The sequence below is a fragment of the Calyptranema fuscum S582 genome (assembly GCF_055793305.1).
Genome location: NZ_JBSLYH010000001.1, coordinates 22,367 through 37,601, shown reverse-complemented (window position 1 = coordinate 37,601; position 15,235 = coordinate 22,367). Strand labels below are relative to the sequence as shown.

Here is a 15,235-nt window from a genome sequence, read left to right as displayed (position 1 = left end):
TGAGATCGATCGAATCCGACATCAGGATGTGATCTTTTCCGACATTTAACCCGACTTTCTCAGACTGCCAAACAAAATGCCAGTTTCTATGCTGAATATAGGCGATAAACCTGTGGGTGAAAGCAGTGAATTCAATCCAGTAATTTACCCTGTTTTCAGTTCACGCCCACATTTCTTTCTTACTTTTCAGGAGAAAATCATGGCTAACGTAAATCTAGTACACCAACTTAAAAGTTTTAGAGGGGGTGGAGGGAGTAAAATCCCCTCTTGGGGGCGCAGCCCCCAAACCCCCATATTGCAAAATTTCGTGTTTGCAACACTAGTACACCAACTTAAAAGTTTTAGAGGGGGTGGAGAGGGTAAAACCCCCTCTTGGGGGCGCAGCCCCCAAACCCTCATATTGCAAAATTTCGTGTTTGCAACACTAGGTTTCTTAAGTCTCGGTGAAGTAGCAGTTGAAAGTGGAACGCGACAGAGAAGAGGTTTAGGAATCAGAACTAATACTTATATATTTGAAACTGGGTCAATGGTTGCCAATGTGGCAATGGCATCAGATTCATCTTCAAGCACCCTTCGCTTTCACACTTGACGGCAGCTCCAGCCTTGATATTGGTGTCCATGAGCTGGGCAAACAGAAGGGCGATGTCAAGATTCGCGTGGTGCAAGACCTGAATGGCAATTGCAAGTCTGCCAGTCGAGGGGCAATACCCGGTTTCAGGTCAACTTCGAGCACAGCCCAATCACTGCATAAAGTGGCTCAGCAACGATGGTGCCAATCATATCTCTGTTAGCACTGCCGTTTAGAACAAATCCCACATTTCCCAATAGAACTGGTTCCCATGAAAAGCATTGATCCAACCTCACATTCCAACGCTCAGTCAAACATTGCTCCTTTTAAGTTTGAACAGTCCACCTCAACCCACACTTCAATACAGTCTAATGTAACTTGCGAACAAGACTCATTCTGGACTCGTTTTTGGAACGGCTTACTTAATGTCTTGATGCCTCGCTTAGAACCTGAAGTTGTTCATAAAGCTAAATCGGACGGCACTGAGTATTATGAAGTCTATGATCCAATGACAGGATATTTCCAAACTTTTGGCACCGAATTAGAAATACGAATTTGGCTCGAACGCCGCTTTTAGCAGAACGATGTAACCCATCAACCCAGCAAGTTACCAACTTCAAGGTCAATTGAAGTGAACTAAGCGCAGCAGCAAATGCGCTGTTCCAATCATCAACATTTTTTCTATTTGTTTGACTGCAAACCTTGTACTGATGAGAAGGGCACGCATGCTGCTCTCTTCTTTAGCCTGCGTTGATCACGCAAAATAGCAGATTTATCTACTTGAGGAATCAACAATGCTAGCATTTATGGAGTCAATAGCTCTTGATCGAGCAGAGCCAACTTTATTCGCGCAGTTTCAGCAAGATGCTCCTGCGCTAATTCAGGAGGATTTATATTTTGGTCGCAATATTGGCACGACTGGGCAAGTAACAGAAACAGAATTTCAGCAGTTTCTCAATCAAATCATTACGCCACTTTTTCCCGATGGGCTAACGGTCTATGACGCTAAGGGACAATTTTTAGATAGCACTAATACACAGATTCGTGAACCGAGTAAAGTTGTTTCCTTGCTCTACGAAGACAGCTTGATCAACCAGCGATCAATTAATCAAATCATTGATGCTTACAAGAATCAGTTTCAGCAAGAATCTGTTCTGCGAGTTGCCAATCAAGACATTACTGTCAGCTTTGATCCTGCTGATGATTCGATCGAGAATGATCCAACACCTGAATTAATTCAAGTTGACCTCTACTTTGGTCGCAACATTGGCACAACTGGAAAAGTTTCTGAGCGACAGTTTCAGCAGTTTCTCAATCAGAAAATCACCCCCCAGTTTCCAGATGGATTAACGGTGTACGACGCGGATGGGCAGTTTCTAGACAGTTCTAACTCACTGATTCAAGAGCCAAGCAAGGTAGTTTCGTTGATCATTGAAGACACTGAAGCCAATGAGCAAGCGATCGACACAATCATCAATCAGTACAAGCACCAATTTCAGCAAGAATCGGTTTTGGAAGTTGTCAATGAAGAAGTCAAAGTCGGTTTCGATGGCTCAGAGGATTTGATTGATAATGATCCAGTGTCAGAACAAATTCAGGTTGACCTTTATTTTGGACGCAATATTGGCACAACTGGAAAAGTAACCAATCGAGAATTTCAGCAATTCTTGAATGATGTGGTGACACCAGAATTTCCCGATGGACTAACTGTCTACGACGCAAAAGGGCAATTCTTCGATCAATCAGAACGATTGATTCGTGAACCCAGCAAACTGGTTTCTCTCATTATTGAAGATACACAGGCGAATGAGCAATCTATCGCTAAAATTATTGCTGCTTACAAACATCAGTTTCAGCAAGAATCAGTGCTGCAAGTGGTTGATGAAGAAATTGGAGTTGCTTTTGGTTCAGTCCCAGTACCCATTGAAATGCGGCGATCGCATTCTGCTTTGAATCATGGCAGCAGCGATCGCATGATCGACGGTAGCAACTCTTTACTCAACGGTAACTCACGTTTCGATTGCTTTGCTTATTTATCAACAGGAAAAGCCCAAACCGAAAGCTATGCAGAACGCTTGAATCAAAATCCATTTATGTTAGGGGGTGCAAGCTGGATACGAGCAAGCGGTCATCAACCCCTACCGCTTTCAGACCAGGGCTATAGCCGTACTATGACTTTCTCAAGCTTCTGAGGAGATTTAAAGCGATTCATCATCTTTCGGCTGTAATTTTTTATTTCTACTTTTGGAGGTTTCTATGCTTCATCACGTTTCTTTTGCGGTTCGCGATCCCCATCACGTTGCTGAAGTCGTTGCCGAATTATGGCACGGGAAGATCATGCCTTTCCCAGGTCATGCGGGCAGTTTCATTGCGCTGGCGATGGATGCCTATGGTACGGCGATCGAGTTTCTGCCCAAAGGATCTGTCCTTAAACCTGCATCAGGGGAGTCGAGTGAGTGGGGGCGAGAGCCAAATTTGACCGGCTATACCGCCACTCACGTCAACATGGCGGTTCCTATTAGTGAGGCAGAAATTTATGCAATTGCAACTCGAGAAGGGTGGCGCGCCGTTCGCTCTGGTCGGCAAGGCTTGTTGGAGCTGATTGAATTCTGGATTGAGAATGAAATCATGCTAGAACTGATGCCGCCCAACTTAATGGAAGGGTATCAGTCGCTTGTGCAGCCTGAGAATCTGAAAGCGATTTTCAATCTGGAATGAAGTGATATCTACAATCCCATACTTTCAAAACTGCAACATGTTAATCAGGATTCGAGACAAGAGCTAACCTATGGCTGACATCGAAATTTATAGTGCAGCACTCTGTCCATTTGCCCATCGATCGCGCTTAGCGCTACTCGAAAAAGAAGTCCCGTTTCAGCTGATCGAAATTGACCTGCAAAACAAGCCCGACAACTTTAGCGATATTTCTCCCTATGGCAAGGTACCTGTGCTCAAGCATGGCGATCGCCGGGTCTGGGAATCGGCCATTATCAATGAGTATCTGGAGGAGACGTTTCCAGAACACCCGCTGCTGCCTAAAGACGCTTTTCAGCGTGCTCAGGCGCGGATTTGGATCAATTTCGCGGATACCCGATTGTTCGCGGCGTCTGGCAAGTTGCTATACGGTAGCTCTGACCCACACCAGCAAATAGAAGCGGCAAAAGAATTGGTCAAGCACTTGCAATTCATCGAACACGAGGGTCTGCAAAAACAGAAGGATGGTCCTTACTGGCTTGGAGCAGAGATGAGTCTGGTCGATCTGACCTATTACCCATTGTTCGAGCAATGGCAGGTGCTGGAACATTTTCGAGGATGCCAGTTTCCAACCGGACTCGATCGCCTGCAACACTGGTGGGACACAATGGCAACCCGTGACTCGGTGCGTGCGATCGCGAAATCTCCAGAATTTTATCTCGAAGGGTATACCCAATTGGCTCAAGCCATATTCAATAGGAGTACTTAAATGCCCACATCACAAAGCGATATGTTCGCTGCATCTGGTAATAACCCTGCCGCTTTTAACATTGCCAGCGAAACAGCTGATACTGTTTCAAACTCTGGACATGAATCAGTTGTTGCGGAGTTGATCAAGCGCTCTGCTGATTCAAACGCCGCGTTGATGCGCGGAGATATCGATACCTACCAAACCTTGATTGCTTACACCGCCGACTTTACGTTGATGTCGCCGTTCGGCGGAACCCCATCGCACGGTTCGGAGTACACACCCGAACGGATGGAGGTGATGGGACGGTTCTTCAAAAACGGTGTTTTCAGACAAGAAGTGGTTCAGTCTTATGCTTCGTCTGACATGGTTGTTCTCGCAATTATCGAATATCAGACCGTTGAGGTGGGCGGGCTACCTGCCCAGGAATGGCCCTTGCGAGTCACTCTAGTCTATTGCCGAGAAGGGGCAGAATGGCGGTTGGCTCATCGGCATGCAGACCCGCTCGTTAAGGGTATCAGCTTAGAGCAGGCGGCTGCACTGGCGCGAGGTGAGAGATGAAGAACGCTTACAATCCCCATGGAGCAGCTCTAATGGATTGCTTTCGCGGCGATACTTTAGCGCTCCTGATATGCCATCAAGACGGGACCCGCTTTGTTGCATTGTGATGGTCGGATAGCGCTAAACACTAAAACGGCTCATTAATACAACGTACAGAAAGGTTCCTTATGTTGCATCATGTTTCATTCAGTGCGCGTCATCCGGAGATCGTTGCTAATGGACTCGCCAAACTCCTCGACTGTACTGCCCTGAGGGCACCCTGTCCTCCCTTTCCAACCGGGTCTTGGTTTGTCTGCCTCGGTGATGCCTTTGGAACGCTTCTGGAAGTTCTTTCTTGGGGGCACGTCCAAGACAAGGAAGGAGGTAGTGCGAAAAGCGTCGATAACCTCATGCGAGATCGAAGTAGTACTCATATTCTGCTGCAAACACCTCGCTCAACTTCGCAGATTGAGACGATTGCTAATGAGGAAGGGTGGGACTGTGTGCCCGCAAGCGCAGGCTTCTTTAATTTCACGAAAGTATGGGTGGAGGGTACATTCCTGGTCGAGCTTATGACTCCTGAGCAAGCAGCGTCCTACACTGCTAATTTTGGCACCGCAGGAATGCCGGAGCTAGATAGCAAGCTCCGGGAACTAGAGCTTGCGATCATGACTGCACCCAACTTCGTCATTGCAAACTTGCACGACCACCGCGACGAGTTGCTTACGCTAAACGTTGCCTATTTGTCGTGGGTCTTCGCGGGAGTGGAGGATCACTTTGCCGTCCGACCAGCCGAAATCATCGGCATGGATGTGACCCAATACGTTGAATCGGTGCTCGACAAGGTCTGTGATCACACTCCGCCAGAAGGTATCTTCTATTTGGTTCAGCAAGACGGCCAGTTCGTTGGGATGGGTGGTCTTCGCAGCCTAACCGCTGAGCTGGTCGAGATCAAGCGCATTTACGTACAGCCTGAGTTTCGCGGCGCAAGACTTGGTAAGGCGATCCTGGTTCGTTTGATGCAAGACGCCGCTCGCTTCGGATACAAGCGAGTGTGTCTCGAGAGCGCGCCATTCATGAAGACAGCGCAGCGCATCTATGAGGCAGCAGGATTCGTTGACCGTCAGCCCTACCCTGAGGTCGAAGTACCGGAAGTCTTTCACAAGGACTGGCGCTTCATGGAGCGCCCGCTTCAACTTGCTCGACCCGCATGACGACGCGCATCCAACCTCTATATCAAAGTTTTTATCAAGGTCTTTCAATGGAACTCTCTCAGCTCTTTCTCATGGTCTGGGCTGCACTCATGTTCTGGGTGCTCGGACAGATTTGGCTAGCCCAAATTGTCATCTACCCACTCTTTGCCAAAGTCGGGGCGGTAGACTACGTTCACTATCATCGCTTCTATACCCAGCGCATTCCGCTGCCAGTGATCATTCCGGGCTTCGCCAGTTTTCTGCTGCCTGTTGCGCTGGCTCTCTATGGACCAATAGTTCCTTTATGGATGAGCATTTTGAACATTGCCACCGGAATGGTTGGCTTGCTGGTAACAGTGATGTTAGAAATACCGCGCCATAATCGACTGGAGAAGGACGGTAAGAACGACGTCACCATCGCCGAATTGATCCGCTACAACTGGCCGCGTACGCTGTCGATCAGTACCCAGTCGGTCATAACCTTCCTGATGCTGTGCCATGTCTTTGGGGATATCTGACAGACAGCCGTGCCTCCTGTCGCCTGCGTATGCTGGTTGATAATGAGTATTGAAGCTTCAATACAGAATTTACAGCGGCTGGGGTGGTCTACAAGAATATACAGCCCACGTTTGAGATTGAGACTCTTGCGGTGTGGCGCTTTCATAATTCATCACCTGTGCTGCGCGAGTTTATTCAGGCAATCCGCCATTACGTGGTTTCCAATGCTTCATTTCCTCGTCAATGAAGTAATTCACTAAATCCTGATATATTTTTTCGATCACATCGGCATCTAAACCTTCCTCTTCTGCCCAAACCCGACGTTGCTGCAACATCGCTTGCAAGCGTTCAGGTGCTCTGACTGTTGTTTCATTCGTCTTAAATTTAGAGGCAGCTTTGACATAGGCGAAACGCTGACCCAGAAGCGCAACCACTTGACGGTCTAACCGATCGATTTCGGCTCGAATGTCCACCATACTCTCACATTGATCGGGTGTCTTCATAGGCTGACAAAGGGTAGAATCATGACAAACTCTGAAATCGAAGCGATCGCGTAGTTGAAGTATAACAGTACGCATTAGGGTTGGGACGGGGTGCAGGGGTGAAATCCCTGCGTGGGGGCACCATCCCCACCTCCCTGATGTCCTAACTAGTACACCAACTTAAAAGTTTTAGAGGGGGTGGAGGGGGTGAAACCCCCTCTTGGGGGCGCAGCCCCCAAACCCCCATGTTGCAAAATTTAGTGTTTGTAATACTAGATTGCGTAGAATCATACTTGCAAACTTGCCATTGAAAAGACAAGCCACAAGGGTCTGAACGCCAACCTGTTGACTGGAGTGAGTGGTGAATCGAGGTCGGATGATAAAGATGCAATCAATCTACTCTCTTGGAGGAGTTGAGCAGTATTTGCCGTAGACAGTTCTTGGGCTTCAGCTTCTACTTGTGTCCCGATCGCCCTCTCTGATGAGGCAATCGTCAGGTTTCAAACGATCGCCTGCACTTCATGCCAAACGATGCTGAGAAGAACGGGGGGAACTTCAGCCAGCGATAACGATCGCCCTTGCCAAAAGTAAAGGTCTTGAATCTGTACCTCAAAGTCTTCTGAGCTGACAGGATGATCTCCTGAGAAATCGATCACTGCTTCCAGGTTTATATCCTCAAAGCGTTTACGATAACTCGCTATCCAGCCATGTTCAGCATCGCCGCTAAAGGGCAAGTAGCCCTGCTGCATCGCCCGTTGACGCAATTGATGCCGACTCAAGGATCGTCCGGCAAAGTCACTAATTCCAGTCACCTTGTCGCTGGCGGCAGGAAGGGTATAGACCGCTGCCCACTGATCAAACAGCGGTGGAAACTGAGATTGGCTCCAGTATTGCCGCCATGCCTGAGTCACTGGTTTAGGGAGGATAGTTGCTTGAGCCAGGCGAACGATCGCCCCAGGGTCAATCGTTACAACTCTACCCTCTGCATCTATCAACGTCTGATTGGGTTGAGGACAGAAGGTTTGAATTGGTTCCGCTGCATCATCAAATACAGCCCAGATGAGCCGCTGGCACAAGCGCCCCATGATTGGGTGTTGATAGAGATACAGGTTCCAATCGGCAAATGTCCAGCTTCGTTGTGTACAAAGGGCTTCATAGAGGCGCGCTGCTTGCTGCGATCGCACCAAATTCAGTTGTTTTTTGGTTGCTGTCCACTGCTGCTTTGCCACTTTAACCAGATCGGCATCATCATCCTTGCGAGCCGTAGGCAGCGTTTTCAGCACTTTACCCTGCTCATCGGTGAGCCGCATCTGGCATTCAGCATCCAGAGCAACGGTCAATTGACGAGAACCATAATCCAGAGTTAGGGTACCATCTTCTGCCAGACCACACCAGGGAATCGTGCGATCGCCAAGCTCTGCCAATGTCCACCCCTGGCGTTCAGCTAATTGATTTACACATTCCTGGGCAGCTTGCTGAATTTTCTGAGTGCGAAAGCGGTTGGCGATCGCGAGTAGCAACTGAATGGCAGCAAAATCATCACTCCAAATCAGCATATTGAGCAGGGCAACACATTGGGGCAATCGCTTGCCAAAGTAGGTTTTTAGATAGCTATTGATGACCGGAACCATGGCTGCTCCACCACAGGCACCTGCCACCGCCAGAATGCCCTTTTCTTTGACAGCACTGGCAATCTGGGTGTCTTGCGCTATCCACCGTTCCAGGACAACTTGCCCAACCTGCTGGCGATCCTCAGCATCCCAGAGTTTGACATACTGCCGGAGCACTGGGCTGGGTTCAGCATTCTTTTGCTGATAGCTTTGCACCACGAACCAGGTGAGAATTTCAGTCGCAACGGGTGCTTGGGTATCTTGCCAGCGAACGGCTGGCAGGTCATTGAACGAAAACCAGGATAGGGCTTTGGGAATTCCTTTTTGCAAGCCAGTCTGGGCTTCTTGGAGTAACTGGTTGGGGTCGAGAAACTCATCAATGGAGGCTCCCAGCTTTTCGAGCGATCGGAACAGGGCATCCCGAACGGTCGCCACCACTGGCGACCGTAAGACATCCTGAAAGAGCGGAATTGCGGTGTGATCCTGAAGCCGTGTCAGCCATTGAATGACTGTTACTTGAATCGCGGGATCGCTGTGATTGACCCGTTGATGCAGTCGTTCTAGTGTTCCAGGACGGTGATCCAGACAATGTTGTGCCAGCAACATTTCTGCCTGCAACCCATTTAAAGCAATGTCCCAAAGTAGTGGAATGAAGCGGACTGGTAATTTGGGAAAGACCGCCAAAATTCTGAAAAGCTGCCGACGAGCCGCTTGTTCTACCGTCAAGTAAACCTGCGGAAAGGGAGGTAGCTCAAACAACAAATCGATAACAGAAAGATGTTCTCCAAAGTACTCTGCGATCGCAGAATCACCCCAAGCCCAAAACGGCGAATCCTCCCAACACAGCATCTTCCAGGCGAGTATATCTCCAGAAATCCCCAACGCCTCAAGGTTAGTAGCGAGATAGCGCAAACCATTATGAGGTTGCCGCTGTTGGCACCAGCGTTGCAGAGCTGTGTTGATATCCGCTTCTTTCCAGTGGATTGCGTGAGGAATAGTTTGGTACGGATAGGAGGGGTGATGTTCTGTCGCAATTAGTTGCAGCAGCAAGAGCAATCGGGCAATGTGTATCACCTCTAGCTCTGGAATTTGCAGCAGTTGAATAAACTGAGCCGGAACCTGTGAATGAATGAGGTAGTGATAGAGCGGCACCAGAGCTAAACATTCAGCGGCTGTGCCAAATTGCAAGCAGTGATAGGTGCGATCGATCAACTCGGCAGAGGGAGTCTGCGGCACAGGAATATCTGGATAGTTGTAGCATTGGGTTGCCTCATATTTTTCCTCGGCCAACTGGTGAAGCTGCATGAGAATGGTTGCGATCGCCTCTCGCACCGACACGGGTAAAGGCGCTTCTAAGGTAACTGGAGGTAGCGGAGAGAGGGCGATCGCCTCTTCTGGCTCACTCAACGTAGCCAGATCAATTAACACTTGCTGAATGGCATCGCGTACCGTTGCCGTTTGTTCGACTTTTAACCGTTCTTCCAGAAAAGACCGGGCATCGGCTCCCGCTAAATCCGCTAGCACTTTGGCAGCATGGGTACGTTCTGAGGCTTTTCCGGTTTGGGCTTTAGCCTGGATGAACGGAATCATGGCGATCGCCTCTTGCTGTAACACCTCCAAGGCAATGGCTCGTTCCGTTTTTGAGTTCGCAGTGGCACAATCAGCCAACAGCGAGGCGAATGGTACGGGCGACATCTGGCAGATGGTGATAATATCGAGGGCATGGCTGCGCTGCTCTACTGAGCGGTGGCGCAGAGCATCCCGGACTATCGCCTCATGCTTGAGGCTGTAGGCACTAAACTCTGGTAAACTCGCCGCAGCCCAGGCGACCCGCTGAGCCTCACAAGGATCGGGCTGACACACATCCGGCAAAAACACCACCTGTGCCAACCAATCTGAAGGTTCCCCAAACCGCTGTGAAAGTGCCTCAATAACATGAGCAGTCACAGCGGACGACCGGAACAATGGCTGCACTAGCGAAAACGAAACCCCGCCTAGACTCGCCATACAGTGCAGAAACAAGCTCAACCAATCCGTGAAATAATGCCTTTTCAGATTTCTTGCTTCCGTGTCGTAGGTACGTGCCAGCCGATAATAAAAATCGACATCCTGCGTTGTCAGACTACTCAGCATCTGGCTGCGGAGTTCATAGGATGGAGCGGGTGTCCACTGGTGAAACTGCACGCTACGCTCATCGGGCATTTGCGTATGGGCTTCGTCGAGTTGCTGCAACACAGGGTCATCACCGCCATCGACGAGATACTTCAAAATTGCCTGGGCGATTGGCTCTTGATAGCGACCAAAATCTTGCAGAATGAGTTGAATGGATTCCTCAGATAGGTTAAGGGCGTTGTCCAGAGACGGCACTTGGGTCATGGGTTCCACTCGGTGGTGCAACTACTTGTGTAAGCTGTTCTACCCTAGCCATGCGATCGAAGATCCGTCTCTAACTATTGCCAATTCGTAACTATATCAATGCCTGCTGTTTCTCGACTGTGTGCCATCGTGCACACCAACGGCTGGGAGACCTATGGCGATCGAGACACAACCCGGTTTTGCCTGGGTGCAGATGCAAGGGTGGAGTCAGATTAAGTGGCAGCTTACCAGAGAATCATGGGAGCATCTATTTCCTTTGACAAGTTCAATTAATTGAGCTTTTTGGAGCAGGAAGCAACGATCGCCTTAACTATCTGTTTTCTTCCCCTATGCAGGTTTAGAGATTAGGAGTTGTTTTATGGAAAAACAAAGTCAAACCATTTGACAATCTCTCACACTAGCAGAAACAGAATCCAAGCTTGTATCAAGCACCTGTTAAATAGAGTAGGAGAAGATTAGAAACTTCTTGCTCAAACTGGCTATTGCTCAAAAAACTTGAATGTTCGATTACGGCTGAATGACATAACGATTCAACCGTACGACTTAAGATGAAGACAGTTATATCAAGATTTTGAGGGTAGATACGATCTCGCCACCGTGTAAGGTATGCCCGTAGCAATTCTGTAATGCGTTCATCCGCTGTCTGCATTTGTTGTGGGCGTTCCGATCTTGGGATTTCTTCACTTAACACTTGATGTAGACACGGATTAATCCCGTGAGCAGCAATAACTGCTCTGATTAGTTCAGGGATGGCAACCTCTGGGGGTACATCGAATAAATTCTGCAATTTTGATTCTACTAATGCAGCAATTTCATTGGAATGTTGATCCATCAAGGCAGCCATCAACGATTCCTTGTTCGGAAAGTACTGGTATAACGAGCCGATGCTAATTCCTGCTCGTTCTGCAATTCGATTGGTGTTGGCTTTGTCGTACCCTTCCTCCATCAAAATGTGAGTGGTTGCCTCCAAAATCGCTTCAACGGTCATGCGAGAGCGGTCTTGCTGTGGAAGTTTACGGGGAGATGTGGAGCGTTTGCGTGGCATCGAAATCCCTCCGCCAAATGCGAGTTGCTAGATGCGAGTCATCACTCATATTATGCAAGCAATGACTCATATTGAGGGAGAGGCACTATGACAATCCCGACACCTGGAGGGACTCCATGACAAACAATGATCTCAGCGATAAAACAGAGACAAGTATGGTGCCAGAAGTTGCAAATCCCGGAATCATGCGACCTCCTTGGATATACTTGGGTGCGATCGCCCTGGGCTTGTTACTCCATTTCGCAGGGACAATTCGGCTTGTACCTCGTGCGGTGAGTGTGCCACTTGGAGGCACTTTAGTACTTGTCGCCGTCACTCTGTTCTTCTACGCTATCCGTATGCTTCTCATCGCTGGCACACCTGTGCGGGGTAATCGTCCCACCACGCTGATCGTGTGCACGGGACCCTATCGATACAGTCGCAATCCCATCTATCTGTCTTTCTCGCTGCTCCAGTTCGGTATTGCTTGCTGGGTCAACAGCGTCTGGCTGCTCATCACCCTCCTGCCAGCAGTAGCACTGATGGCGTTCGTGGTCATCCCGCGAGAGGAGCACTACCTGGAGATCCACTTCCCGTCGGACTATTTGCCCTACCAAGCTTCTGTGCGTCGCTGGCTGTAAGCAACTCAAAGAGAATCGACTCATTGGCTATAGCGAGACATGATTTGATCGACATCTTTGGTGCAAATCGCTCGTTGCTGAGCCGCAACCAACTGGCAGATTTCAGCTTCCTGGGTTTGGATTGTGTTGGCAGTGGTTATGGCAATTTCTCCTTTGAATGAATCGTTTGGTTGTGGGTTGCAGCCCAACATTGAGTAGAGGCGTAGCATTCGGTAGCAATTCGTGCGATCGCTCCAGAGCCTTTTGCCGAATGCTACGCCCGTACAGATCTCTTTAGGATTGTGGATTAAATAAGACCGAATATTGAATCATTTGTAGGGGCGAACGGCCGTTCGCCCCTACTTTATTTAATTTTCATTTCTTAGTGTTCAATGCTGCGTTGCGATGGCTGATCGGTCGCAGATGAAATTACTCTTACTGCCGCGTTTCAAGCTGGGCACGAATGCGATCTTCCTGCTCCCTTAATTCGGGTGTCAGGAGTTCACTAAAATCCTCTGCCTCGAATACAGGACGGATTTCAATCTCGGAGTCTCCGGGCATGGGGTTAGGGCATCGCTTCACCCAGGCGATCGCCTCTTCCATAGAATTCACCTGCCACAACCAGTACCCTGCCACTAGCTCCTGCGCTGGAGTGAAGGGTCCCTGGGTGACGCTGCGATCCCTTCCTGAAAAGTGAACTCGCAACCCTTTTGAACTAGGATGAAGCCCCTCACCGGCAAGCAAGATCCCTGCCCTGGCTAATTCTTCGTTGTACTGCCCCATTTCAGTCAAAAGCTGTTCGCTTGGCATGACCCCAGTTTCGGAATCTTGGGTTGCTTTAACAAAGACCATGACTTTCATTGTGAAATCTCCTATTGAGTGGTTTTGAGTTGAATGGCTAGCTGACGATTATGACTGTGCTGGTAATCTTCGCTATGCCTTCGGTTGCCTCCTTTGTGATTGAGTCGAATGGGGATTGCTTAGATCGACATCTCGTTAAAAATTTTTTTGTTGAGTACGATCGAGGTTTACCTTCTTTGTCAGTCAGTCGAACGGGAATCACTCAAATCGACAGTCTACCCAATTTTTTTGTGTCGTTTTATGACAGCGGATAATACTATGGAATTCCATCGGGGTCGCCTAATTGATCATGTCCATCTTCGGGTTGCTGATGTTGCAGCCAGCAAACGGTTTTATCAGGCGGTGTTGCGATCGCTAGGACGAGATATTGATGGCGAAGGGGACGGCTACTTTTTTGCGGATGAGGTGTTTGTCGATCAGGCAGATAGTACACCATCAAAAATTCATCTCGCCTTTCAAGCTAACGATGAAGCAACCGTGCAGCAGTTTTATCAGGCAGGGCTGTCAGCAGGCGGTCGAGACAATGGTGCGCCCGGTGAACGGCACTATCATCCGGGATATTATGCTGCTTTTTTGCTTGACCCCGATGGCAACAATATCGAAGCGGTTTATCACGGGGTGGCAGAGCGATCGGCTGCTTCAGTCGTGATTACAACCCCTGAACCGTTATCCAGTTGAACTTCTTATTCTCTGAGAAATGACAGAACTTCCTGGATGAAGCGATCGCGCCTAATCAATCCACTGCTGCTGATACAAATACTCCAGTACCCGTTGAGTGGCTGGAGCACATGGGTCTACATCCCTGTACCATTAGAGCACCCGTTTGAGATTATTGTCCCCTTTGTAGAAGGAGCGATCGCCCATGCCATCAGCAAAACGTATTGCCATTGTTACAGGTGCAAATCGTGGAATCGGATGGGAGGTGGTGCGGCAACTGGCTGACAAAGGCATCACCGTTATTCTCGGTTCGCGGGATCTGCAAAAAGGCGAACGGGCAGCGGCGCAACTGATCGACGCAGGGTTACAGGTTCTGCCACGCCAATTGGATGTCACCGATCCAGCAAGCATCATTCAGCTTGCCACTCAAGTAGAGCAGGAATATGGACGATTGGATATTTTAGTCAACAATGCAGGGATTCTCTACGATACCTGGCAGCAGCCCAGCACAGCAGACTTGGACACAGTGCAAGAAGCCATCAGTACCAACACCTTAGGGCCGTGGCGGATGTGTGAGGCATTTGTTCCCCTGCTACGACGTAGCCCACAGGGTCGGATCGTCAATGTTTCCAGTGGTGCAGGGTCGATCGCCAGTATGAACAACAGCACCCCTGCCTACAGCGTTTCTAAAGCTGCACTCAACGCTTTTACTCGTTCCCTGGCGGCTGAACTGAGGAGTGCAGGAATTTTAGTGAATGCGGTCTGTCCGGGTTGGGTGGCAACCGATATGGGAGGATCAGGTGGGCGACCTGTAGAGGATGGGGCTGCCAGCGTCGTTTGGGCAGCAATGCTTCCGGATGATGGACCAACAGGCGGTTTCTTTCGAGATGGTAAACCTGTGCCCTGGTAAGGAGCTTTTACGGACTACGCTTCAAGTGATTCTCTCCCCAATTGCAAAGTGCTTGCAGGACAGGTTTAAGTGTCAGCCCATACTCGGTAAACGAATACTCTACTTTCGGTGGCATCTCTGAATAAACATTGCGATGGACAATGCCATCTCTTTCTAACTCTCGCAATTGTTGAATCAGCATCTTTTCCGTAATCTCCGGCATCAATCGTTTGAGTTCACTAAATCGCTTTGTCTCATCTTTGAGATGCCAGAGAATCAAAATTTTCCATTTTCCACCCAATACTTTTAAGGTGGTTTGGACAAATACAGTGCCTTGAGTGGGTTCATTGGTCATCTACGCTACTTTCCCATATCTTGAGGGAGCTTACAAAAAAGTAAGTACTTCCGAAAAAGTTAGTAGGAGTATACCCTGGTCATGGTTGTTGATCATGGGTCTTGCTTAGATTGGCAAATG

General features: G+C 48.9%; 17 protein-coding genes. 11 read left to right on the top strand and 6 right to left on the bottom strand.

Going from position 1 to position 15,235, the window contains the following annotated elements:
- Positions 1–512 precede the first annotated feature (512 nt).
- The 8 genes from ACR6Z4_RS00170 to ACR6Z4_RS00135 all read left to right on the top strand — a co-directional run bounded on the left by ACR6Z4_RS00170 (position 513) and on the right by ACR6Z4_RS00135 (position 6,261).
- On the top strand, positions 513–791 hold the full coding sequence (locus ACR6Z4_RS00170) for a hypothetical protein (RefSeq protein WP_479715182.1): 279 nt from the start codon (positions 513–515) through the stop codon (positions 789–791).
- 48 nt (positions 792–839) lie between these two features.
- Positions 840–1,145, top strand: a complete 306-nt coding sequence (locus ACR6Z4_RS00165) for a hypothetical protein (RefSeq protein ID WP_479715181.1) — start codon at positions 840–842, stop codon at positions 1,143–1,145.
- A gap of 217 nt (positions 1,146–1,362) precedes the next feature.
- The gene (locus tag ACR6Z4_RS00160) at positions 1,363–2,760 is read left to right on the top strand and encodes a DUF3574 domain-containing protein (protein WP_479715180.1); all 1,398 of its coding nucleotides are present in this window, start codon (positions 1,363–1,365) and stop codon (positions 2,758–2,760) included.
- Between the two features lie 64 nt (positions 2,761–2,824).
- Positions 2,825–3,286: a hypothetical protein gene (locus ACR6Z4_RS00155; protein WP_479715179.1), complete on the top strand. Its 462-nt coding sequence runs from the start codon at positions 2,825–2,827 to the stop codon at positions 3,284–3,286.
- A 70-nt stretch (positions 3,287–3,356) separates the two neighbouring features.
- Positions 3,357–4,031 (top strand): glutathione S-transferase family protein, encoded by a 675-nt coding sequence (locus ACR6Z4_RS00150; RefSeq protein ID WP_479715178.1) that lies wholly within the window; start codon positions 3,357–3,359, stop codon positions 4,029–4,031.
- A complete protein-coding gene (locus ACR6Z4_RS00145) occupies positions 4,032–4,571 on the top strand; it encodes a YybH family protein (RefSeq protein ID WP_479715177.1) in 540 nt (179 codons plus the stop codon).
- A 167-nt stretch (positions 4,572–4,738) separates the two neighbouring features.
- A complete protein-coding gene (locus ACR6Z4_RS00140) occupies positions 4,739–5,764 on the top strand; it encodes a GNAT family N-acetyltransferase (RefSeq protein WP_479715176.1) in 1,026 nt (341 codons plus the stop codon).
- A gap of 47 nt (positions 5,765–5,811) precedes the next feature.
- Positions 5,812–6,261, top strand: a complete 450-nt coding sequence (locus tag ACR6Z4_RS00135; RefSeq protein ID WP_479715175.1) for a hypothetical protein — start codon at positions 5,812–5,814, stop codon at positions 6,259–6,261.
- A 171-nt stretch (positions 6,262–6,432) separates the two neighbouring features.
- Here ACR6Z4_RS00135 and ACR6Z4_RS00130 read toward each other — a convergent pair whose 3' ends face one another.
- From ACR6Z4_RS00130 to ACR6Z4_RS00120, 3 genes are all read right to left on the bottom strand, one after another.
- On the bottom strand, positions 6,433–6,744 hold the full coding sequence (locus tag ACR6Z4_RS00130; protein WP_479715174.1) for an isochorismate lyase: 312 nt from the start codon (positions 6,742–6,744) through the stop codon (positions 6,433–6,435).
- 479 nt (positions 6,745–7,223) lie between these two features.
- A complete protein-coding gene (locus ACR6Z4_RS00125; protein ID WP_479715173.1) occupies positions 7,224–10,709 on the bottom strand; it encodes a DUF4132 domain-containing protein in 3,486 nt (1,161 codons plus the stop codon).
- Between the two features lie 424 nt (positions 10,710–11,133).
- Positions 11,134–11,754 (bottom strand): TetR/AcrR family transcriptional regulator, encoded by a 621-nt coding sequence (locus ACR6Z4_RS00120; protein ID WP_479715172.1) that lies wholly within the window; start codon positions 11,752–11,754, stop codon positions 11,134–11,136.
- 116 nt (positions 11,755–11,870) lie between these two features.
- Between ACR6Z4_RS00120 and ACR6Z4_RS00115 the strand changes: the two genes are divergently transcribed.
- Positions 11,871–12,374 carry a methyltransferase family protein gene (locus tag ACR6Z4_RS00115; protein WP_479715171.1) on the top strand — a complete coding sequence of 168 codons (504 nt, stop codon included), beginning with the start codon at positions 11,871–11,873 and terminating at the stop codon, positions 12,372–12,374.
- A 20-nt stretch (positions 12,375–12,394) separates the two neighbouring features.
- Here ACR6Z4_RS00115 and ACR6Z4_RS00110 read toward each other — a convergent pair whose 3' ends face one another.
- Both ACR6Z4_RS00110 and ACR6Z4_RS00105 read right to left on the bottom strand, forming a co-directional pair.
- Positions 12,395–12,583, bottom strand: a complete 189-nt coding sequence (locus tag ACR6Z4_RS00110; RefSeq protein WP_479715170.1) for a hypothetical protein — start codon at positions 12,581–12,583, stop codon at positions 12,395–12,397.
- A gap of 205 nt (positions 12,584–12,788) precedes the next feature.
- Positions 12,789–13,214: a YciI family protein gene (locus ACR6Z4_RS00105; protein WP_479715169.1), complete on the bottom strand. Its 426-nt coding sequence runs from the start codon at positions 13,212–13,214 to the stop codon at positions 12,789–12,791.
- 258 nt (positions 13,215–13,472) lie between these two features.
- Between ACR6Z4_RS00105 and ACR6Z4_RS00100 the strand changes: the two genes are divergently transcribed.
- Both ACR6Z4_RS00100 and ACR6Z4_RS00095 read left to right on the top strand, forming a co-directional pair.
- Positions 13,473–13,892, top strand: a complete 420-nt coding sequence (locus ACR6Z4_RS00100; RefSeq protein WP_479715168.1) for a VOC family protein — start codon at positions 13,473–13,475, stop codon at positions 13,890–13,892.
- Positions 13,893–14,076: 184 nt separating this feature from the next.
- Entirely contained in the window at positions 14,077–14,781 is a 705-nt protein-coding gene (locus ACR6Z4_RS00095) for an SDR family oxidoreductase (protein WP_479715167.1), read from the top strand.
- A 7-nt stretch (positions 14,782–14,788) separates the two neighbouring features.
- Here the strand turns inward: ACR6Z4_RS00095 and ACR6Z4_RS00090 are convergent, their stop codons facing one another.
- Positions 14,789–15,115, bottom strand: a complete 327-nt coding sequence (locus ACR6Z4_RS00090; RefSeq protein WP_479715166.1) for a winged helix-turn-helix transcriptional regulator — start codon at positions 15,113–15,115, stop codon at positions 14,789–14,791.
- Positions 15,116–15,235: the final 120 nt, after the last annotated feature.